Consider the following 21,053-nt stretch of genomic DNA (forward strand, 5'->3'; position numbering starts at 1 on the left):
CACATGAGGCACCGCGCGAGATCGATCCTCGCCGCAAGCGCACTCGTCTTCGCAAGCACACTCGCCGCACTACCCGCGGCGGCCCAGGCCCAGCCCGGCTCCGGCACCGCACCCGGCGCCGACGAGGTACGGGTCTACGACGCCGACATCACCCGGGAACAGGTCCCGCTCGTCCTCGCCGCCGGCCAGGACGCCCACGAGCTCACCGAGCGCGCCCCGGAGACCGGGACCGCCCGGGTCGAGCTCTTCCTCACCGGCGGCCAGGCCAGGGAGCTCGCCGGCCAGGGCGTCAAGCTCGCCGAGCGGAAGATCGGGGCCCAGGGGCTGGCCCGCGCCAAGGCGGCGGGCGACGGCGTGTTCCGCCCGTACAGCGGCAAGGGCGGCCTCCAGGAGGAGATCCTGCGCACGGCGCAGGAGAACCCGGCGCTCACCAAGGTCGTCTCCATCGGCAAGACCGTCCAGGGCAAGGACATCCTCGCCCTCAAGGTCAGCAAGAACGCCAAGAAGACCAAGGACGGCGACAAGCCCTCCGTGCTCTACATGTCCAACCAGCACGCCCGTGAGTGGATCACCCCCGAGATGACCCGGCGGCTGATGCACCACACGATCGACAACTACGGCAAGGACCAGCGCATCACCAAGCTGGTGGACTCGACCGAGCTGTGGTTCCTGCTCTCCGCCAACCCGGACGGGTACGACTTCACCCACGCGCCGGACGGCGAGCGGCTGTGGCGCAAGAACCTGCGCGACAACAACGGCGACGGCAAGATCAGCGCGGGCGACGGGATCGACCTCAACCGCAACTTCGCCTACAAGTGGGGCTACGACAACGAGGGTTCCTCGCCGAACCAGGCGAGCGAGACCTACCGCGGCCCGAAGGCCTCCTCCGAGCCGGAGACCACCGCCCTCGACGCCTTCGAGAAGCGCATCGGCTTCGACTACGCCATCAACTACCACTCCGCCGCCGAGCTGCTGCTCTACGGCGTGGGCTGGCAGGTGGCCACCCCCACCCCCGACGACGTCGCGTACAAGGCGCTCGCCGGCACGCCGGAGAACCCCGCGGTCCCGGGCTACTACCCGCAGGTCTCCTCCGAGCTCTACACCACGAACGGCGAGGCCGACGGCCACGCCTCCAACGTCAACGGCATCATGATGTTCACGCCGGAGATGACCACCTGCCAGACCGCCTCGGCGGCCGACCCGAACGACCAGTGGAAGCCCGAGGACTGCGCCTCCGGCTTCAACTTCCCGGACGACGAGAAGCTCATCCAGGCGGAGTTCGCCAAGAACGTCACCTTCGCCCTCTCGGTGGGCGAGAGCGCCGCGCAGCCGGACCGCCCGGCGTCCTCCGTGGGCCTGAGCGCCGCGGACTTCACCCTCGACCCCTTCACCACCTCCTACGCGGCCCGCGGCGAGGACCAGACGGTCTCCGTCACGGCCCGCAAGGCGCTGAAGGACAAGGAGCTCAACTTCCGGATCAACGGCGGCCGCACGCACGACGAGGAGCTCAAGGCCTGGAAGGGCGGCGAGGTCTACGGCGGCGAGGACAACAACTGGTTCGACGAGTACCGCGCCAGGGTGGACGGCGCGAAGCCCGGCGACAAGGTGGAGGTCTGGTTCACCGGCCGCGACCGCTCCGGCAAGAGCGTGTCCAGCGAGCACTTCACGTACACGGTGGCCGAGCGGCCCCGCGCGGACGTCCTGGTGATCGCCGAGGAGGGGGCCAAGGCCCAGCACGCCCAGAGCTACGTCGACGCCCTGCGCGCCAACAAGAAGTCCGCGGCGGTCTGGGACGTGGCGACACAGGGTGCCCCGCACCACCTGGGCGTGCTCTCGCACTTCCGTACGGCCGTTCACTACACCGGGGCCAATACCCCGGGCGGCGACACCCAGCTGGCGGTGCGCGACTTCCTGAACGAGGGCGGCAAGCTGATCGAGGCCGGTGAGCTGGCGGGCGGCAACGCCCAGGTCGGCCGCGCCGTGACCAACGACTTCAGCCAGTACTGGCTCGGCGCGTACAGCCGTACCAGCACTCCTGGCGCCAACGGCTTCACCGGCGCCGGCTCCCTGGGCGGGGCTAAGGGCGGCCTCGGCGACGCCGCGGGCAACCCGCTGAACGCCCCGGGCTCCTACACGGTCACCTCCGAGACCCTGGCCCCCGCGCAGTTCCCGCAGTTCAAGAGCGCCCAGGCGGGCCAGTTCACCGGGGTCGTGAACCCGTACGCCCCCTACGCGGGCACCGGGATGGCCTCGGCCCTGCACGCGGACGACGACTGGAAGCGCCTCGTCCGCACGATCGACCTCACCGGCGTCACCGCGGCCGACCAGCCGCAGCTGAAGCTCGCCCTCAACTGGAACGTCGAGGAGGGCTACGACCACGCCGCGCTGGAGGCCCGTACGGCCGGCGGCGAAGACTGGACGACGCTGCCGGACACGGGCGGCCTGAGCAGCACCGCGGTGCCGGAGGAGTGCGCGGCCGGGTTCTTCATGAACGGCCACCCGTTCCTCCGCCGCTACCTCACCCTGGACTCCGGCGGCTGCACCCCGCAGGGCACCAGCGGCGCGTGGAACAGCTTCACCGGTTCCTCCGGCGGCTGGAAGCAGGTCTCCTTCGACCTGAGCGCGTACGCGGGCAAGACCGTCGAGGTCTCGCTCTCCTACATCACCGACCCGGGCTCGGGCGGACGCGGCGTCTTCGCGGACGAGGCGCGCCTGTCCGCCGGCGGAGCGGACCAGGCCGTCGAGGGCTTCGAGTCCTCGCTCGGCGTCTGGACGGCCCAGGGCGCACCCGCCGGAAGCCCTGAAGTTCCCGGCGATTGGTCCCGGTCCGGCGAACTGTTCAAGTCCTTCGCGGCGGTTACTACCCGTGACACCGTCCTGCTCGGCTTCGGCCTGGAGCACGTGCCCGCCGCGGCGGACCGCGCGCTACTCGTCGGTAAGGCACTGCGCACGCTGAACCGCTGATCAGCGGCCCCTTCGTCATTCACCCTGAGTGACTAGGACCAAAGTCCCGCGGTCCCGTTCCGGAGCGTCAGGTACGGGACCGGGGGGCGTGTCAGGCCCCGACCGATGTCACCCAAAAGCTCACGGAGAGGTAGGGTCGTAAGCGGTCGGGGACATCCCATTTCAGCTCGCCGGCGCACTAACCGGCGCACCAACGAGGAGATCGGTTCGTGACGATCCGCGTAGGCATCAACGGTTTTGGCCGCATTGGCCGCAACTATTTCCGGGCGCTCCTGGAGCAGGGAGCGGACATCGAGATCGTCGGTGTCAACGACCTGACTGACAACGCGACCCTGGTGCACCTGCTCAAGTACGACACCATCCTGGGCCGGCTGAAGCACGAGGTCAGCCACACCGACGACAGCATCACCGTCGGTGGCCAGACCTTCAAGACCTTCGCCGAGCGCGACCCCGCGAACCTCCCCTGGGGTGAGCTGGGCGCCGACATCGTCATCGAGTCGACCGGCATCTTCACCAAGAAGGCCGACGCCGCCAAGCACATCGCGGCCGGCGCGAAGAAGGTCCTCATCTCGGCTCCGGCCAAGGACGAGGACATCACCATCGTGATGGGCGTCAACCAGGACAAGTACGACGCGGCCAACCACCACGTCATCTCCAACGCCTCCTGCACCACCAACTGTGTGGCGCCGATGGCCAAGGTCCTCGACGAGAACTTCGGCATCGTCAAGGGCATGATGACGACGGTCCACGCGTACACGAACGACCAGCGCATCCTGGACTTCCCGCACTCGGACCTGCGCCGCGCCCGCGCCGCCGCCGAGAACATCATCCCGACCTCCACCGGTGCCGCCAAGGCCACCGCTCTGGTCCTGCCGCAGCTCAAGGGCAAGCTGGACGGCATCGCCATGCGCGTCCCGGTTCCGACCGGTTCGGTCACCGACCTGGTCCTGGAGCTCTCCCGCGAGACCACCGTGGAAGAGATCAACGCCGCCTTCCAGAAGGCCTCCGAGGGGCAGCTCAAGGGCATCCTCGACTACACCGAGGACGCGATCGTCTCTTCCGACATCGTGAACTGGCCCGCGTCCTGCACCTTCGACTCCTCCCTGACCATGGTCCAGGAAGGCACGCAGGTTAAGGTCGTCGGCTGGTACGACAACGAGTGGGGCTACTCCAACCGTCTCGTCGACCTCACCGTCTTCGTCGGCGGTCAGCTCTAAGCACGTAGGCAAGGCACCACGATGTGAGCACAGGGTCCGAGCAGCGCGACGGAGCGCCGCACGGGCCCTGTTGCTTGCCTCGTTCTCCCTTCCTCGCCCTTCGAGGGAAGGGCACAAAGGAGTAGGTACACATGAAGACGATCGATGAACTCCTCGCCGAGGGCGTCAAGGGCAAGCGGGTCTTCGTCCGCGCGGACCTGAACGTCCCGCTGGCCGAAGGCACCATCACCGACGACGGCCGCATCCGCGCCGTCCAGCCCACGATCGCGAAGCTCGCCGCCGCCGGCGCCCGCGTCATCGTGGCCTCGCACCTGGGCCGCCCCAAGGGAACCGGCGTGGAGCCGGCCTTCTCGCTCGCCCCCGCCGCCACGCGCCTCGGCGAACTGCTCGGTGCGGACGTCGCCTTCGCCGGCGACACCGTCGGCGCCTCCGCCAAGGAGACCGTCGCGGCCCTCGGCGACGGTCAGGTGGCCGTCATCGAGAACCTGCGCTTCAACGCCGGTGAGACCTCGAAGGACGACGCCGAGCGCGGCGCCTTCGCGGACCAGCTCGCCGAGCTCGCCGACGTCTACGTCGGCGACGGCTTCGGCGCCGTCCACCGCAAGCACGCCTCGGTCTTCGACCTGCCCGCGCGCCTCCCGCACGCGGCCGGCTACCTCATCGCCACCGAGGTCGGCGTCCTGAAGAAGCTCACCGCCGAGGTCGAGCGCCCGTACGTCGTCGTCCTCGGCGGCGCCAAGGTCTCCGACAAGCTCGCCGTCATCGACGAGCTGCTCGGCAAGGCCGACCGCATCCTCATCGGCGGCGGCATGGCCTACACCTTCCTCCACGCCAAGGGCTACGAGGTCGGCATCTCCCTGCTCCAGAAGGACCAGGTGGACAAGGTCAAGGAGTACATGCAGCGCGCCGAGGACACCGGCGTCGAGCTGGTCCTCCCGGTCGACGTGCTGGTCTCCGCGGAGTTCCCGGACCTCAAGGGCAAGACCCCGGCCGACTTCGAGACCGTGGACGCGGACAAGATCCCCGCGGACAAGGAGGGTCTGGACATCGGGCCCAGGACGCGCGAGCTGTACGCGTCGAAGATCGCCGATGCCAAGACCGTCTTCTGGAACGGCCCGGTCGGCGTGTTCGAGCACCCCGACTACGCCGGCGGCACCAAGGCCATCGCCCAGGCACTGCTCGACAGCAGTGCCTTCACCGTCGTCGGCGGCGGAGACAGCGCCGCCGCGGTCCGCATCCTCGGCTTCGACGAGAATGCTTTCGGCCACATCTCGACCGGTGGCGGCGCCTCCCTCGAATACCTCGAGGGCAAGACGCTCCCCGGCCTCGCCGCCCTGGAGGGCTGACCCCTTATGTCTGACGCTGTGAACGGCCGTACCCCGCTGATGGCGGGCAACTGGAAGATGAACCTCAACCACCTCGAGGCCATCGCCCACGTCCAGAAGCTCGCCTTCGCGCTCGCCGACAAGGACTACGACGCCGTCGAGGTCGCGGTCCTGCCGCCCTTCGTCGACCTGCGCTCGGTCCAGACCCTGGTCGACGGCGACAAGCTGAAGATCAAGTACGGCGCCCAGGACCTCTCCGCGCAGGACTCCGGCGCCTACACCGGTGAGATCTCCGGCTCCATGCTGGCGAAGCTGAAGTGCACGTACGTGGCCGTCGGCCACAGCGAGCGCCGCCAGTACCACGCTGAGACGGACGAGATCTGCAACGCCAAGGTCAAGGCCGCCTACCGGCACGGGATCACCCCGATCCTGTGCGTCGGCGAGGGCCTGGACATCCGCAAGGCCGGCCAGCAGGTCCCGTACACGCTGAGCCAGCTCGACGGCGGCCTCAAGGACGTCCCGGCCGAGCAGGTCGAGTCCATCGTGATCGCCTACGAGCCCGTCTGGGCCATCGGCACCGGCGAGGTCGCCACCCCCGACGACGCCCAGGAGGTCTGCGGGGCGATCCGCACCCGCCTCGCGGAGCTGTACTCGCAGGAGCTGGCCGACAAGGTCCGCATCCAGTACGGCGGCTCCGTGAAGTCCGGGAACATCGCGGCGATCATGGCCCAGCCCGACGTCGACGGCGCCCTGATCGGCGGCGCGGCGCTGGACGCGGACGAGTTCGTCAAGATCGTCCGCTTCCGCGACCAGTGAGTATGCGGTAGGGCCGATCCGTCGTACCCTTGCGGGGGCCAGGGGCTGAACCATCAGCCACTGGCCCCCGCGCACATCCCGCAAAGCCGGAAAGCCTGAAAAAGCCAGAAAGTAGGAATCAGCCGTGATTATGGGGTTCTCGATCGCCCTGATCGTCTTCAGCGCCCTGCTGATGCTGCTCGTGCTGATGCACAAGGGCAAGGGCGGCGGCCTCTCCGACATGTTCGGCGGCGGAATGCAGTCGTCGGTCGGCGGTTCCTCCGTCGCGGAGCGCAACCTGGACCGCATCACCGTCGTCGTGGGTCTGCTGTGGTTCGCGTGCATCGTCGCGCTCGGTCTGCTGATGAAGGCGAGCAGCTGACCGTTCTGGCCATTCCGGCAGTCCTGTCGGTGGTGCCCGGCCTATCATGAGGTCCGGCGTCCACAGCGCGGAATCAGTAACTCCGCTCACTGGACGTGCGTTGGGCCTTACGTAGACTTGGGCGCTCCGCGGCGGAAATTCCACTCACACTCCGCGGCACCATCACGCAGGGAGTTACGACCGTGGCAAGTGGCAACGCGATCCGTGGTAGCCGGGTCGGAGCGGGGCCGATGGGTGAGGCAGAGCGCGGCGAGTCCGCGCCCCGCCTGCGCATCTCCTTCTGGTGTTCGAACGGGCACGAGACGCAGCCGAGCTTCGCCAGCGACGCACAGGTGCCGGACACCTGGGACTGCCCGCGCTGCGGGTTCCCGGCCGGCCAGGACCGGGACAACCCCCCCGCGCCGCCGCGCACCGAACCGTACAAGACGCACCTGGCGTACGTACGGGAACGGCGCTCGGACGCCGACGGCGAGGCGATCCTCGCCGAGGCGCTCGCCAAACTCCGCGGCGAGATCTGACAACGCCCCAAGTGTGTGACGTGAGGCCCGGCCCCGCAGGAATCATCTCCTGCGGAGCCGGGCCTCTTTGTGTGCGTTGCGCCGCTTCTGATCCCTTAAGTTGGAGAACGGCGGGGCACGACAGGACGGAAGAAGTGGGTTGATGTCCGAGATGAACGCAAATCAGGCCGCCGCGCGAAGCGCGTCAGGCGAGGGCGGTGGTGGGCGACGGGAGGGACGTACGAAGCTCAACCGGACGCCCGAGTGGCTGGCACTCGGCAAGCACCGGGAGGAATTCGGGCAGACGCACCTGCGGGAGCTGTTCGAGGAGAATCCCGGCCGCGGCGCCGGTTACACCCTGCGGGTCGGGGACCTGCACATCGACTACTCCAAGCACCTCGTGACCGACGAGACGCTCGCGCTGCTCCGCGAGCTGGCCGCGGCCACGGGCGTGGCCGAGCTGCGCGAGGCGATGTTCCGCGGCGAGAAGATCAACACGACCGAGGACCGGGCGGTGCTGCACACCGCCCTGCGCGCGCCGGGGGACGTCGTCATCGAGGTGGACGGCGAGGACGTGGTCCCCGGCGTGCAGGCCGTCCTGGACAAGATGGCGGCCTTCTGCGACCAGGTCAGGTCGGGGGCGTGGACCGGCTTCACCGGCAAGCGCATCAAGAACGTCGTCAACATCGGCATCGGCGGCTCCGACCTCGGTCCGGCCATGGCCTACGAGGCCCTGCGCGCCTTCGCCGACCGCGCTCTGACCGTGCGCTTCGTGTCCAACGTCGACGGCGCGGACCTCCACGAGGCCGTGCGGGACCTGGACCCGGCCGAGACGCTGTTCATCATCGCCTCCAAGACCTTCACCACCATCGAGACCATCACCAACGCCACCTCGGCGCGCGGCTGGCTGCTCGCGGGGCTCGGCGGCGACCAGGCGGCCGTGGCACGGCACTTCGTCGCGCTGTCGACCAACGCCGAGAAGGTCACCGACTTCGGCATCGATCCGGCCAACATGTTCGAGTTCTGGGACTGGGTCGGCGGCCGCTACTCCTTCGACTCGGCCATCGGCCTCTCCCTGATGATCGCCATCGGCCCGGGCGCCTTCCGCGACCTGCTGGCCGGCTTCCGCCTGATGGACCAGCACTTCCGCACGGCCCCGGCGGAGGAGAACGTCCCGCTCCTCATGGGCCTGTTGGGGATCTGGTACGGCGCCTTCTTCGACGCGCAGTCGCACGCGGTGCTCCCGTACAGCCACTACCTCTCGCGCTTCACCGCGTACTTGCAGCAGCTGGACATGGAGTCCAACGGCAAGTCCGTGGACCGCGACGGAAATCCGGTCGAGTGGCAGACCGGTCCGGTGGTCTGGGGCACGCCCGGCACCAACGGGCAGCACGCCTACTACCAGCTGATCCACCAGGGGACGAAGGTGATCCCCGCGGACTTCATCGGCTTCGCGAAGCCGGTGGCCGAGCTGGAGGCGGCCCCGGCGGCCCAGCACGACCTGCTGATGGCCAACTTCTTCGCGCAGACCCAGGCGCTGGCCTTCGGCAAGACGGCGGACGAGGTGCGCGCCGAGGGGGCGCCGGAGTCGCTGGTCCCGCACAAGACCTTCCACGGCAACCACCCGACGACCACCATCCTGGCGACCGAGCTCACCCCCGGGGTGCTGGGCCAGCTGATCGCGCTGTACGAGCACAAGGTGTTCGTCCAGGGCGCGGTGTGGAACATCGACTCCTTCGACCAGTGGGGCGTCGAGCTCGGCAAGGTGCTCGCCAAGCGCGTCGAGCCCGCCCTGACCGAGGGCGCGGACGTGCAGGGCCTGGACGCCTCGACGAAGGCGCTGGTGGCCACGTACCGGAAGCTGCGCGGCCGGAGCTGACGGCCGACGACGCAAGGGCCCGCTCTCCTCGGGAGAGCGGGCCCTTCGCGTCGTACCGGTCAGGAGGCCGGGGGGTACATCCCGGTCGGGAGCTTGGCCGCCGCCGCGCGGTCCAGCAGCCACAGGGTGCGGGAGCGGCCGTAGGCGGCCGCGGCCGGGGCCTGGACCTCGCCCGCGCCGCCGAGCGCGATGGACACCGCGCCGGCCTTGTCCTCGCCCGCCGCCAGCAGCCAGACCTCACGGGCCGCCCGGATCGCCGGGAGCGTCAGCGAGATGCGGGTGGGCGGGGGCTTCGGGGCGCCGTGGACGCCGACCACCGTCCGCTCGCTCTCGCGGGCCGCCGGGTGCTCCGGGAAGAGCGAGGCCACGTGCGTGTCCGGGCCGACGCCCAGCATCAGCACGTCGAAGCGGGGGACCGGACCGTGGTCCTCGGGGCCGGCCGCCTTCGCCAGTTCGGCCGCGTAGGCGGCCGCGGCCGCGTCGACGTCGGCCCCGTACGGGCCGTCCGAGGCCGGCATCACGTGCACGCGGGCGGGGTCCACCGGGACCGAGTCCAGGAGGGCCTCGCGGGCCTGGGTGTGGTTGCGCTCGGGGTCGTCGGCGGGGACGTACCGCTCGTCGCCCCACCAGAGGTCCAGCCGCGCCCAGTCGACGGCGTCGCGGGCGGGGGCGGTGGCCAGTGCCGCGAGGAGGCCGTTGCCGTTGCGTCCGCCGGTGAGGACCACGGACGCGGTGCCGCGGGCCGCCTGCGCGTCCACGATCTTCGTGATGAGCCGGGCCGCGGTGGCCTGGGCCATCAGTTCCTTGTCCCGGTGGACGACGACCTGGGGAGTCGTCATACCCATGGTGTTGCCGCCTTTTGTGTAGTTCCGGGGTGCGGTGGTGCGGGTGCCGCTGCGCGGAGCCTGTCCCCCACCCCGCCCTTTCCCGAAACCGGGCTCCGCCCGGACCCGGCCCTCAAACGCCGGACGGGCTGGATGATCCAGCCTCGCCGGCGTTTGAGGACCGGGGGTCTGGGGGCGGAGCCCCCAGTTTCGGGAAGGGGCGGGGAGGAGAAAGCCCCGCAGGGCCCCGTTACTTGTTCGCGGCCTTCTTCGACGGCTTGGCCGTGGGCTTCGGGGCCTCGGCCTCGGGCTTGGCCTCCGCCGGGGCGGGAGCCCCGGGCTTCGCCGGGGACGACGGCTGGAGCCTGGCCACGCCGAACTTCAGCGCGGACTCGTACGTGTTGTCCGGGTCCAGCCGGCGCAGCTCCTCCGCCAGGAGCTCGGCCGTTTCGCGGCGCTTGAGCGCCACCGCACGGTCGGGCTGCCCCGGCATGCACAGCGTGGCCAGTGCCCCGTCCGCGCGGTCCAGGACGATGTCGCCGTCCTTGGTCGACAGGCGTACCGCCGTCAGGCCGGGGCCCGAGGACAGCGTGCGCGTGACCGGGACCTTGAGCCGGTCCGCCAGCCACATGGCCAGCAGCTCGCAGCTCGGGTTCTCGTCCTCGCCCTCGACGATCGCCGAGGTGACCGTCAGCTGCTGCTGGTCCAGCGCGGCCGCCAGCATGGAACGCCACGGGGTGATGCGGGTCCACGAGAGGTCCGTGTCCCCCGGGGCGTACGCCGCCCCCCGGGCGCTGAGTTCCCGGGTCGGGTCCTCGCAGGAGTACGTGTCCGAGATCCGGCGCTGGCCCAGCGTCCCCAGCGGATCGCCCGCCAGATCCGCGGGCGCACCGTCCGGCCACCAGACGACCACGGGGGCGTCCGGCAGGAGCAGGGGGAGAACCACCGACTGGGCGTGGTCGACCAGTTCGCCGTGAAGGCGGAGCACGAGCGTCTCACCGCTGCCGGAGTCCGCCCCGACGCGGATTTCCGCGTCGAGCCGGGCGTCGCGGCGGCTGCGGGGGGAGCGGCTGGCCCGCTTGATGACGACGACGATCCGCGAGGGGTGTTCGTGGGACGCGTCGTTCGCCGACTTGAGCGCGTCGTACGCGTTCTCCTCGTCGGTCACGATCACCAGCGTGAGGACCATGCCGATGGCCGGCGTGCCGATGTCCCGGCGTGCCTGCACCATCGCGGCGTTGATCTTGCTGGAGTTGGTCTCCGTGAGGTCGATCTTCATGGCCGGCGCCAGCTCCGTCCGTCTCGTGCGAGCATCTCCTCCGCCTCGACCGGCCCCCAGGTGCCCGACGGGTACTGCGCGGGCTTGCCGTGCTTGTCCCAGTACTCCTCGATCGGGTCGAGGATGTTCCAGGAGAGCTCGACCTCCTGGTGACGCGGGAAGAGGTTCGCGTCGCCGAGGAGCACGTCGAGGATGAGCCGCTCGTACGCCTCGGGGCTCGACTCCGTGAAGGACTCGCCGTAGGCGAAGTCCATCGTGACGTCCCGGACCTCCATGGAGGTGCCCGGAACCTTGGAACCGAAGCGGACCGTCACGCCCTCGTCCGGCTGGACCCGGATGACCAGGGCGTTCTGCCCCAGCTCCTCGGTCGCGCCCGACTCGAACGGCAGGTACGGGGCGCGCTTGAAGACCACGGCGATCTCGGTCACCCGGCGGCCCAGGCGCTTGCCGGTCCGCAGGTAGAACGGGACGCCCGCCCAGCGGCGGTTGTTGATCTCCAGCCGGATGGCCGCGTAGGTGTCGGTCTTCGACTTGGGGTCGATGCCGTCCTCTTCGAGGTACCCGACGACCTTCTCGCCGCCCTGCCACGCCGCCGCGTACTGGCCGCGCACGGTGTGCTTGCCCAGGTCCTCGGGGATCTCGACCGCGCTGAGCACCTTCAGCTTCTCCGCCACCAGCGCCTTGGGGTGGAAGGAGCCGGGCTCCTCCATCGCGGTCAGCGCGAGCAGCTGCAGCAGGTGGTTCTGGATGACGTCACGGGCAGCGCCGATGCCGTCGTAGTACCCGGCCCGGCCGCCGATGCCGATGTCCTCGGCCATGGTGATCTGCACGTGGTCGACGTACGACCGGTTCCAGATCGGCTCGAACATGGTGTTGGCGAAGCGGAGCGCCAGGATGTTCTGGACGGTCTCCTTGCCGAGGTAGTGGTCGATCCGGAAGACCTCGTCACGGGGGAAGACCTCGTGAACGACCTTGTTGAGCTCCTCGGCGCTCTTCAGGTCGTGGCCGAAGGGCTTCTCGATGACGGCGCGCCGCCAGGAGCCTTCCTTCTGGGCCAGCCCGTGGTCCTTGAGCTGCTGGACCACCTTCGGGAACCACTTGGGCGGGACCGACAGGTAGAAGGCGAAGTTGCCGCCCGTGCCCTGCGCCTTGTCCAGCTCGTCGATCGTCGCCTTCAGGGTCTCGAAGGCCGCGTCGTCGTCGAAGTCGCCCTGCACGAATCGGCAGCCCTGCACGAGCTGCTGCCAGACCTCCTCCCGGAACGGGGTGCGCGAGTGCTCCTTGACGGCCTCGTACACCTCCTGGGCGAAGTCCTCGTGCTCCCACTCGCGGCGGGCGAACCCGATCAGCGAGAAGCCGGGCGGGAGCAGGCCGCGATTGGCCAGGTCGTAGACGGCAGGCATCAGCTTCTTGCGCGACAGGTCACCCGTAACGCCGAAAATGACCAGGCCGGACGGCCCCGCGATGCGCGGGAGCCGCCGGTCCTGTGCGTCACGAAGCGGGTTCGCTCCGTTCACAGACAAGGTGTTCAGGCCTCCGTGGGGGCGAGGCGCTCAAGCTCCGCCTCGGTCGACTTCAGCAGGTCGTTCCAGGACGCCTCGAACTTCTCGACGCCCTCGTCCTCGAGCAGCTGCACCACATCGTCGTACGAAATGCCCAGCTTCGCGACCGCGTCGAGCTCGGCACGGGCCTGCTCGTAGGTGCCGCGCACGGTGTCGCCCGTGATCCGGCCGTGGTCGGCGGTGGCGTCCAGCGTGGCCTCCGGCATGGTGTTCACCGTGTTCGGGGCGACCAGGTCGTCCACGTACAGGGTGTCCTTGTACGCCGGGTCCTTGACGCCCGTCGAGGCCCACAGCGGACGCTGCTTGTTGGCTCCGACGCGCTCCAGGGCGGACCAGCGGTCCGAGGAGAACACCTCCTCGTACGCCTCGTAGGCCAGCCGGGCGTTGGCGAGCGCCGCCTTGCCCTTGAGGGACTTCGCCTCGTCCGTGCCCACCGCGTCCAGGCGCTTGTCGATCTCGCTGTCCACGCGGGACACGAAGAAGGAGGCGACCGAGTGGATCAGGGACAGGTCCAGACCCGCGGCCTTGGCCTTCTCCAGGCCCGCCAGGTACGCGTCCATGACCTCGCGGTAGCGCTCCAGCGAGAAGATCAGCGTGACGTTGACGCTGATGCCCTTGCCGATGACCTCGGTGATCGCCGGCAGGCCGGCCTTGGTCGCCGGGATCTTGATGAGCGTGTTCGGGCGGTCCACGAGCCAGGCCAGCTGCTTGGCCTCGGCGATGGTCGCCGGCGTGTTGTGCGCCAGGCGCGGGTCGACCTCGATCGACACGCGGCCGTCCTGGCCGTCGGTGCGGTCGTAGACTGGGCGCAGGATGTCGGCGGCGTCGCGGACGTCCGCCGTGGTGATCATGCGCAGGGCCTCTTCCACGGTGACCTTGCGGGTCGCGAGGTCGGTGAGCTGCTGCTCGTAGCCCTCGCCGCCGCTGATCGCCTTCTGGAAGATCGCCGGGTTGGTGGTGACACCGACCACGTGGGACTGGTCGATGAGCTCGGCCAGGTTGCCGGACGTGATGCGCTTGCGGGACAGGTCGTCCAGCCAGATCGCCACGCCTTCGTCGGAGAGGCGCTTGAGTGCGTCTGTCATGGGATTACATCTCCTACTGGGTTCTGGACCGGCGTCAGCGCGCGGCGGCGGCGAGGGAGTCCTTGGCGGCGGCGGTCACGGCCTCGGCGGTGAAGCCGAACTCGCGGAACAGCACCTTCGCGTCGGCGGAGGCGCCGAAGTGCTCCAGCGACACGATGCGGCCGGCGTCGCCGACGTACCGGTGCCAGGTCAGGCCGATGCCGGCCTCGACCGCGACGCGGGCCTTCACCGAGGAGGGCAGGACGCTGTCCTTGTACTCCTGCGGCTGCTCCTCGAACCACTCGACGGACGGCATGGAGACCACCCGGGTCGGGATGCCCTCGGCCTGGAGCTGCTCGCGGGCCTCGACGGCGAGGTGGACCTCGGAGCCGGTGCCGATGAGCACGACCTGGGCGGGGCTGGTCTCGCCCTGGGGGCCGGTGGCCTCGAAGAGCACGTACCCGCCCTTGGCGGCGTCCTCGTTGCGCTCGTAGGTCGGCACGCCCTGGCGGGTGAGCGCCAGACCGTGCGGGGCGCCCTTGCCGAACACCTTGGTGTGGCGCTTGAGGATCTCGCGCCAGGCGATCGCGGTCTCGTTGGCGTCGGCCGGGCGGACGACGTTCAGGCCCGGGATGGCGCGCAGCGAGGCCAGGTGCTCGACCGGCTGGTGGGTCGGGCCGTCCTCGCCGAGGCCGATGGAGTCGTGCGTCCACACGTAGGTCACCGGCAGGTGCATCAGGGACGACAGGCGCACGGCGTTGCGCATGTAGTCGGAGAACACGAGGAAGGTGCCGCCGTAGACACGGGTGTGGCCGTGCAGGGCGATGCCGTTCATGGCCGCGGCCATGGCGTGCTCGCGGATGCCGAAGTGGAGGGTGCGGCCGTACGGGTCGGCCTCCGGCAGCGGGTTGTCCTTCGGCAGGAACGAGGAGTTCTTGTCGATGGTGGTGTTGTTGGAGCCGGCCAGGTCGGCCGAGCCGCCCCACAGCTCCGGGATGACCGCGCCGAGGGCCTGGAGCACCTTGCCGGAGGCGGCGCGGGTGGCGACGCCCTTGCCGGCCTCGAAGACGGGGAGCTCGTCCTCCCAGCCCGCGGGCAGCTCGTTGGCGTTGATGCGGTCGAACGAGGCGGCGCGCTCCGGGTTGGCGGTGCGCCAGGCGGAGAAGTCCTTCTCCCAGGCGGCCTTGGCCTCGCGGCCGCGGTCGAGGGCCTTGCGGGTGTGCGCGATGACCTCGTCGGAGACCTCGAAGGTCTGCTCCGGGTCGAAGCCGAGGACGCGCTTGGTGGCCGCGACCTCGTCGTCGCCGAGCGCCGAGCCGTGGGCGGCCTCGGTGTTCTGGGCGTCGGGGGCCGGCCAGGCGATGATCGAGCGGGCCGCGATGAAGGACGGGCGCCCGGTCTCGGCCTTGGCGGCCTGGAGGGCGGCGAACAGCGCCTTCGGGTCGAGGTCGCCGTTCTCCTGCTGCGCGACGCGCTGGACGTGCCAGCCGTACGCCTCGTAGCGCTTGATGGTGTCCTCGGAGACGGCCGTCTCCGTGTCACCCTCGATGGAGATGTGGTTGTCGTCCCACAGCAGCACGAGGTTGCCGAGCTTCTGGTGGCCGGCCAGCGCGGACGCCTCGTGGGAGATGCCCTCCTGGAGGCAGCCGTCGCCCGCGATCGCGTAGACCATGTGGTCGAACGGGGAGGTGCCCGGGGCGGCCTCCGGGTCGAACAGGCCGCGCTCGTAGCGGGCGGCCATGGCCATGCCCACCGCGTTGGCGACACCCTGGCCGAGGGGGCCGGTGGTGGTCTCCACGCCGGCCGTGTGGCCGTACTCCGGGTGACCGGGGGTCTTCGAGCCCCAGGTGCGGAACGCCTTCAGGTCGTCCAGCTCGAGCCCGAACCCGCCGAGGTACAGCTGGGTGTAGAGCGTCAGGGACGAGTGCCCCGCGGAGAGCACGAAGCGGTCGCGGCCCACCCACTCGGGGTCCGCCGGGTCGTGCCGCATCACCTTCTGGAAGAGGGTGTACGCGGCGGGGGCCAGGCTCATCGCCGTACCGGGGTGGCCGTTTCCGACCTTCTGGACCGCGTCAGCGGCCAGGATGCGGGCGGTGTCGACGGCCCGCTGGTCCAGTTCGGTCCACTCGAGCTCTGTGGTGGTCGGCTTGGTGCTCACCGTGGGTCAGGGCTCCTCTCCACATGTATGAATCCCGGTGACGAACGGTGCACCGGCGCGATTCCGAGCCTACCCCCGCAACGGCGTGCAGCTATTCGAGTGCAGGCAGTCCGTCACCGCGCCGCCGACCCGTGTTCACCCGCGCACGGGGGCGCGGGCCGGGGCGTCCCCCGTAGGTATGCACGGTCCGATCGGCCCAACACGAGGCGACCCCGGCGCCGGGCGACGTAAGTGCAACGTCTACAGTGGCGTGGTACGCGCAAGCCTTAACCGGGCCTTCATGTCGTGAATGGCCTGAGTCGGAGCTTGCTGGATTCTCTCTCAGGGGTGTGCGTGACGGCCGTCGAATCCCGTCCAGCGGCGGTGCTCGGGACGAGCCCCGGTCACCGGCCGTTCGGGACCCGCGTCATGGCTTTCGTGGCATTGACCAAGCCGCGGATCATCGAACTTCTGCTGATCACCACAGTGCCGGTGATGTTCCTCGCCGAGCAGGGCGTGCCGTCACTGTGGCTGGTCCTCGTGACCTGCTTCGGCGGCTACTTGTCCGCGGGCGGCGCCAACGCGCTGAACATGTACATCGACCGCGACATCGACGCGCTGATGGACCGGACCTCGCAGCGTCCGCTGGTGACCGGGATGGTCAGCCCGCGGGAGTGCCTGGCCTTCGGCCTCACCCTCGCGGTGGTCTCCACCCTGTTCTTCGGCGTGCTCGTCAACTGGCTGTCGGCGGCCCTGTCGCTCGGCGCGCTCCTCTTCTACGTCGTGGTCTACACGATGCTGCTGAAGCGGCGCACCGCCCAGAACATCGTCTGGGGCGGCATCGCGGGCTGCATGCCGGTGCTCATCGGCTGGTCCGCGGTCACGAACGAGCTCTCCTGGGCCGCGGTCATCCTCTTCCTCGTCATCTTCTTCTGGACGCCGCCGCACTACTGGCCGCTGTCGATGAAGGTGAAGGACGACTACGCGCGCGCCGGCGTGCCGATGCTCCCCGTCGTGGCGGGCAACAAGGCCGTGGCGCGCCAGATCGTCCTCTACAGCTGGGTGATGGTGGCGGTCTCGCTGCTGCTGACCCCGCTGGGGTACACCGGCTGGTTCTACACGGCGGTCGCGCTCGCGGCGGGCGGCTGGTGGCTGTGGGAGGCGCACGCGCTGCACGCACGCGCCAAGGCGGGCGTGACGGGCGTGAAGCTCAAGGAGATGCGCCTGTTCCACTGGTCGATCACCTACGTGTCGCTGCTGTTCGTGGCGGTGGCCGTGGATCCCTTCCTCCGCTGATTACTCACCGGTAGCATGCCCTCCATGGGAGACACCGCAGACACCGCAAGCGCAGCGGACACCGCAGGCGCCGCGGACAAGAAGCAGGACCGTACGGCGGCGAAGCTCGCCAAGCAGATCGGCGCGTTCGCCAAGCAGCACGGCGGCGCCGAGGGCCAGCTCGCCCACATCGGCCAGGCCGGCACCCGGATCGTGCTCGTGGGTTCGGACGGCGGCTGGGGCGACCTGGTGGCGCCGACCTTCGCGGTGGCGCAGCTGGCCGCCGAGAAGGCCGGGCTGACCCTCCACGAGGAGTTCGACGGGGAGTTCGCGGCGCGCGTGCGCACCGGCCCCTACGAGTGGACGCGCATGGCCGGCCTCCAGCTCGGCGGACACGAGAACTAGGTTCTCGGTCAACAGCGCGAGCAACACCTCACACCCCGCTCACCCGTTAGGACGTGTGGAAGCCCCTTCCTCACGTCCGCAACGGGATGCCCGGATGATCGAAACGCCGCCCCTGGTGGACCAGTACTGCCACGGAGTACTCCGTGCGGAGCTGGGCCTGGGGACCTTCGAGGCCCAGCTGGTCCGCTCGGCCGGCCCGCCCGCCGCGGGCACCACCTTCTTCGACACCCAGACCGGTTTCGCGGTGCGCCGCTGGTGCCCGCCGCTGCTGGGGCTGGAGCCGCACGCCACCCCCGCCCGCTATCTGGCCCGGCGGCGCGAGCTGGGCGTGGCCGAGACCGCGCGGCGGCTGCTCAGGGGGTCCGGGGTCGCCGCCTACGTGGTCGACACCGGGGTGCCCGGGGACCTCACCGGGCCCAAGGAGCTGGCGCTCGCCGGGGACGCCGAGGCCTTTGAATCGGTCCGGCTGGAGTTACTGGCCGAGCAGGTCGCCGACACCTCCGGCACGGTGTCCGCCTTCCTCGCCAATCTCGCCGAGGCCGTCCACCACGCCGCCGCCGGGGCCACGGCCTTCACCTGCACGGCCGCCTTCGACGGCGCGGGCGCCCCGGCCCTCGCGCCCGATCCGCCCGGTCCGGGCGAGGTGCGCGGGGCGGCCGGACGGTGGCTGGCCGGGCGGTCCAGGGGCGGGGCCGTGCGGGACCCCGTACTCCTGCGGCACCTGTTGTGGAGCGCGGTGTCGTCCGGGCTGCCGCTCCAGCTGCACACGGGCGCGGATGATCCGGCGCCGCTGACGGAGTTCGTACGGGCCACCGCGGGCCCGGGCACGCGGCTGGTGCTGCTCGGCGGGTGTCCGCACCACCACCGGCTCGCGGCGCGGCTCGCGGCGGCCTTCCCGCACGTCTACGCCGACACCGGACCGGCCCTCGGGCGGACCGGGGCGGGGGCCGCGGCGGTTTTGGCCGAGCTGCTGGAGCTCGCGCCGTTCGGGAAACTGCTGTTCTCCAGCGGCGGCGGGCGGCTGCCGGAACTGCACGCGGTGGGCGCCCTGGTGTTCCGGGAGGCGCTGGGCCGGGTGCTGGGCGGCTGGGTCGCGGAGGGGTCCTGGTCCTGGCGGGACGCGGAGCGGGTGGCCGCCCTGGTCGCGGCGGGCAACGCCCGCCGCGTCTACCGGCTGGACGGCCCTTAGCCCACGCGCCCCTCAGCCCGTGCGCCCGTCAGCCCGCGCGCCGATCACCCGGGGACCCCTCGGCCCGCCCGGCTCAGACGGTGGAGAGCTGCGGGTCGCCCTGGGCCGGGATCCCCGCCTGCTCGGACGGCCGCTCGCGCAGGCTCAGCGCGACCCGGAGCACGGCGATCCACACCAGGCAGGAGCCCAGCATGTGCGCGGCGACGAGGAGCTCGGGCAGATCGGTGAAGAACTGCACGTAGCCGATGCCGCCCTGGGCGAGCAGCACGATCAGCAGGTCGCGGGCGCGCGCCCGGGTGTCGACGGGGGCGTCGACCACGCGCAGCACCAGCCACATCGCGACGGCCAGCGCGCACACCAGCCAGGCGGCGACGGCGTGCACGTGGGCGGTGGCCGTCCAGTCGAACGGCATCCGCCGGATCTCGCTGCTGTCGCCGGCGTGCGGTCCGGAACCGGTGACGACCGTGCCCGCCGCGATCAGCACGAGGGTGGTGACGATCAGCGCCCACGACAGCTTGCGCACCGGGCCCGGTACGCGCGGGCGGGGGGCGGTGTCGCCCTCGCCGGTGCGCTGCCAGGTGACGGTCGTCACCGCGATGAGCGCGGTGGCGAGCAGGAAGTGGCCCGCCACGCTGTACGGGTTGAGGCCCGTCATGACGGTGATGCCGCCGAGCACGGCGTTGGCCATCACGACGACGAACTGGACCCAGCCGAGCTTCGTCAGCGAGTGGCGCCAGGGCTTGGCCGAGCGCGCCGCGAGGATGATCCAGCCGACGGCCGCGCTGAGGACGTACGTCAGCATCCGGTTGCCGAACTCGATGGCGCCGTGGAAGCCCTGGGCCTGCGTCGCGATCAGGCTGTCGTCGGTGCACTTGGGCCAGGTGTCGCAGCCGAGACCGGATCCGGTCAGCCGCACCGCGCCGCCCGTGACGACGATGGCCACGCTCATGACGAGGGCGGCGAGTGCCGCGCGCCGGACGATCCGGGGTGACGGAGTCCAGCGGTCGGCGATGTAAGCGAAGGGGTTCAACACGGCACCTATCGTAGGCGGCGCCTTGTGCAAAGTTTCACGAGGGGGTGGCCGTGGGTGCGTCGGGGCCCGCGACCAGCCGGAACCTCGCCCCGGCCGGGTCGCCCTCCTCGTGCCACCACACCCGGATGCGCCAAGGGACGCCGTCGCCCGGGTAGTCCGCCGATCCCGTGAAGCCCCGTATTAATTCGCCCGCTACGTCCTCGGCCGTCCGGTTCCTCACTTCTGTGGTGCTGTGCCATGGATGGGGGAGTACGTTCCACAGTCCGTCAGGACCGCGCACCTCGACGCGCCACACCGCGAGCCAGGGCGTGACCTCCAGCATCGTCCGCACCTGTTCGGGGTCGAGGCGCAGCCGGGCCGCGACCTCGGACTCCTCCACCCCCTGGATGCGGGCGGCCACCACGGCCTGCGGCAGCAGCCGTTCGGGCAGCAGCCCCCGCGCGCGCAGGCCGACCAGGGACTCGAAGGCAAGGAAGCGCAGCCGCAGTTCCAGCTGGCGGCCGATGTGGTCGAGGGCCTCCTCGGCCTCCTCCGACTGCTCGGCGCCGGGATCCGCGAGCAGCAGCTGCCGGAAGTCGGACTCCGCGTCCACGGCCCAGGCCACCGCGTCCTCGGCGAAGCCCAGCTCGGCGAGGCGGTCGCCGAGGAACACCTTGGCCTGGGCGAGGCCCCGCCGGTTGACCGGATCGTGCTGGTCCAGGCCCGCCCACACCTCCACCGCGGTCCGGGTCAGATCACGGGCGCGCTCACCGGCCGCCCGCTCCATGGCGCTCGGACCCTCGCCGGCGGCCGGGCCCAGCGGGTGTTTCGGCAGCCGGGCCCCGTCGCTCAGCGGCCAGGCCAGCCACACCCCGTGGTTGATCAGCCCGCGGGCGTACCAGCGGGCGAACTCGGCGGAGTGCCGGGCCGCGCGCTCGGAGCTGCGCAGCCCCTCCTCGATCGTGGCCAGCGCGCCCGCGCGGTCCCCCGTGGCGAACCGCAGGGCCGCCCGGTCGGCGAGCCGGAGCCCGAGCAGCGCGGTGCACTGCGGGTCGTCCGTGAGGGCGCGCAGGGCGCCGATGAGCTCGTCGAGGAGCCGCTCGCGCTCCTCCGGTCCCGCGTGCGCCGCCCCCGACCGCACCTGCGCCCACTGCTCGTCCAGCCGAAGTACGGCCTCCCGCTGCACCATGTCCGCCCCCCGGCTTCATGTGTGGAGGCGCCCATCCTCGCGGCAATCTCAGCGGGAG

At 70.6% G+C, this 21,053-nt stretch carries 17 protein-coding genes; 10 read left to right on the plus strand and 7 right to left on the minus strand.

All coding sequences use genetic code 11. The features are described 5' to 3' along the window. The first annotated feature begins 3 nt into the window (after positions 1–3). The 7 genes from RIU97_RS30200 to pgi all read left to right on the plus strand — a co-directional run bounded on the left by RIU97_RS30200 (position 4) and on the right by pgi (position 9,059). Positions 4–2,964 carry a M14 family zinc carboxypeptidase gene (locus RIU97_RS30200; protein ID WP_404960754.1) on the plus strand — a complete coding sequence of 987 codons (2,961 nt, stop codon included), beginning with the start codon at positions 4–6 and terminating at the stop codon, positions 2,962–2,964. 209 nt (positions 2,965–3,173) lie between these two features. After that, positions 3,174–4,181: a type I glyceraldehyde-3-phosphate dehydrogenase gene (gap, locus tag RIU97_RS30205; RefSeq protein WP_404960755.1), complete on the plus strand. Its 1,008-nt coding sequence runs from the start codon at positions 3,174–3,176 to the stop codon at positions 4,179–4,181. Between the two features lie 131 nt (positions 4,182–4,312). Beyond that, positions 4,313–5,527 (plus strand): phosphoglycerate kinase, encoded by a 1,215-nt coding sequence (locus RIU97_RS30210; RefSeq protein ID WP_404960756.1) that lies wholly within the window; start codon positions 4,313–4,315, stop codon positions 5,525–5,527. Positions 5,528–5,545: 18 nt separating this feature from the next. Further along, complete coding sequence (gene tpiA, locus RIU97_RS30215; RefSeq protein ID WP_404962999.1) at positions 5,546–6,322, plus strand: triose-phosphate isomerase; 777 nt, start codon at positions 5,546–5,548, stop codon at positions 6,320–6,322. A 130-nt stretch (positions 6,323–6,452) separates the two neighbouring features. Continuing rightward, a complete protein-coding gene (gene secG / locus RIU97_RS30220; protein ID WP_189973883.1) occupies positions 6,453–6,683 on the plus strand; it encodes a preprotein translocase subunit SecG in 231 nt (76 codons plus the stop codon). A 182-nt stretch (positions 6,684–6,865) separates the two neighbouring features. Beyond that, positions 6,866–7,201, plus strand: a complete 336-nt coding sequence (locus tag RIU97_RS30225; protein ID WP_010352468.1) for an RNA polymerase-binding protein RbpA — start codon at positions 6,866–6,868, stop codon at positions 7,199–7,201. Positions 7,202–7,352: 151 nt separating this feature from the next. After that, positions 7,353–9,059: a glucose-6-phosphate isomerase gene (pgi, locus tag RIU97_RS30230; protein ID WP_404963000.1), complete on the plus strand. Its 1,707-nt coding sequence runs from the start codon at positions 7,353–7,355 to the stop codon at positions 9,057–9,059. Positions 9,060–9,118: 59 nt separating this feature from the next. Here the strand turns inward: pgi and pgl are convergent, their stop codons facing one another. The 5 genes from pgl to tkt all read right to left on the minus strand — a co-directional run bounded on the left by pgl (position 9,119) and on the right by tkt (position 15,946). Then, positions 9,119–9,898, minus strand: a complete 780-nt coding sequence (gene pgl / locus RIU97_RS30235; protein WP_404963001.1) for a 6-phosphogluconolactonase — start codon at positions 9,896–9,898, stop codon at positions 9,119–9,121. 235 nt (positions 9,899–10,133) lie between these two features. Then, entirely contained in the window at positions 10,134–11,162 is a 1,029-nt protein-coding gene (gene opcA, locus RIU97_RS30240; RefSeq protein WP_404960757.1) for a glucose-6-phosphate dehydrogenase assembly protein OpcA, read from the minus strand. After that, positions 11,159–12,685 (minus strand): glucose-6-phosphate dehydrogenase, encoded by a 1,527-nt coding sequence (zwf, locus tag RIU97_RS30245; protein WP_404960758.1) that lies wholly within the window; start codon positions 12,683–12,685, stop codon positions 11,159–11,161. Before zwf ends, opcA begins: the two co-directional genes overlap by 4 nt. Positions 12,686–12,690: 5 nt before the next feature. Further along, positions 12,691–13,809, minus strand: coding sequence for a transaldolase (gene tal / locus RIU97_RS30250; RefSeq protein WP_404960759.1), 1,119 nt, complete (start codon positions 13,807–13,809; stop codon positions 12,691–12,693). A 34-nt stretch (positions 13,810–13,843) separates the two neighbouring features. Then, positions 13,844–15,946 carry a transketolase gene (gene tkt, locus RIU97_RS30255; protein ID WP_404960760.1) on the minus strand — a complete coding sequence of 701 codons (2,103 nt, stop codon included), beginning with the start codon at positions 15,944–15,946 and terminating at the stop codon, positions 13,844–13,846. 327 nt (positions 15,947–16,273) lie between these two features. Between tkt and RIU97_RS30260 the strand changes: the two genes are divergently transcribed. From RIU97_RS30260 to RIU97_RS30270, 3 genes are all read left to right on the plus strand, one after another. Further along, entirely contained in the window at positions 16,274–17,221 is a 948-nt protein-coding gene (locus tag RIU97_RS30260; protein ID WP_404963002.1) for a heme o synthase, read from the plus strand. A 15-nt stretch (positions 17,222–17,236) separates the two neighbouring features. After that, the gene (locus RIU97_RS30265) at positions 17,237–17,605 is read left to right on the plus strand and encodes a hypothetical protein (RefSeq protein WP_404960761.1); all 369 of its coding nucleotides are present in this window, start codon (positions 17,237–17,239) and stop codon (positions 17,603–17,605) included. Positions 17,606–17,699: 94 nt separating this feature from the next. Further along, a complete protein-coding gene (locus tag RIU97_RS30270) occupies positions 17,700–18,794 on the plus strand; it encodes an amidohydrolase family protein (protein WP_404960762.1) in 1,095 nt (364 codons plus the stop codon). 73 nt (positions 18,795–18,867) lie between these two features. Here the strand turns inward: RIU97_RS30270 and RIU97_RS30275 are convergent, their stop codons facing one another. Continuing rightward, positions 18,868–19,857: a COX15/CtaA family protein gene (locus RIU97_RS30275; protein WP_404960763.1), complete on the minus strand. Its 990-nt coding sequence runs from the start codon at positions 19,855–19,857 to the stop codon at positions 18,868–18,870. Positions 19,858–19,861: 4 nt separating this feature from the next. Further along, the gene (locus RIU97_RS30280; RefSeq protein ID WP_404960764.1) at positions 19,862–20,995 is read right to left on the minus strand and encodes a hypothetical protein; all 1,134 of its coding nucleotides are present in this window, start codon (positions 20,993–20,995) and stop codon (positions 19,862–19,864) included. Positions 20,996–21,053 lie beyond the last annotated feature (58 nt).

It is taken from the genome of Streptomyces sp. 147326 (assembly GCF_045000215.1).
Classification (GTDB): domain Bacteria; phylum Actinomycetota; class Actinomycetes; order Streptomycetales; family Streptomycetaceae; genus Streptomyces.

Excerpts from the sequence above, each read along its gene's own strand:
- RIU97_RS30210 (WP_404960756.1), top strand. The coding sequence starts at position 4,313 with ATGAAGACGATCGATGAACTCCTCGCCGAGGGCGTCAAGGGCAAGCGG.
- pgi (WP_404963000.1), top strand. The coding sequence starts at position 7,353 with ATGAACGCAAATCAGGCCGCCGCGCGAAGCGCGTCAGGCGAGGGCGGT.
- RIU97_RS30280 (WP_404960764.1), bottom strand. The coding sequence starts at position 20,995 with ATGGTGCAGCGGGAGGCCGTACTTCGGCTGGACGAGCAGTGGGCGCAG.
- opcA (WP_404960757.1), bottom strand. The coding sequence starts at position 11,162 with ATGAAGATCGACCTCACGGAGACCAACTCCAGCAAGATCAACGCCGCG.
- pgl (WP_404963001.1), bottom strand. The coding sequence starts at position 9,898 with ATGACGACTCCCCAGGTCGTCGTCCACCGGGACAAGGAACTGATGGCC.
- RIU97_RS30270 (WP_404960762.1), top strand. The coding sequence starts at position 17,700 with ATGATCGAAACGCCGCCCCTGGTGGACCAGTACTGCCACGGAGTACTC.
- RIU97_RS30200 (WP_404960754.1), top strand. The coding sequence starts at position 4 with ATGAGGCACCGCGCGAGATCGATCCTCGCCGCAAGCGCACTCGTCTTC.
- tal (WP_404960759.1), bottom strand. The coding sequence starts at position 13,809 with ATGACAGACGCACTCAAGCGCCTCTCCGACGAAGGCGTGGCGATCTGG.
- RIU97_RS30265 (WP_404960761.1), top strand. The coding sequence starts at position 17,237 with ATGCCCTCCATGGGAGACACCGCAGACACCGCAAGCGCAGCGGACACC.
- secG (WP_189973883.1), top strand. The coding sequence starts at position 6,453 with ATGGGGTTCTCGATCGCCCTGATCGTCTTCAGCGCCCTGCTGATGCTG.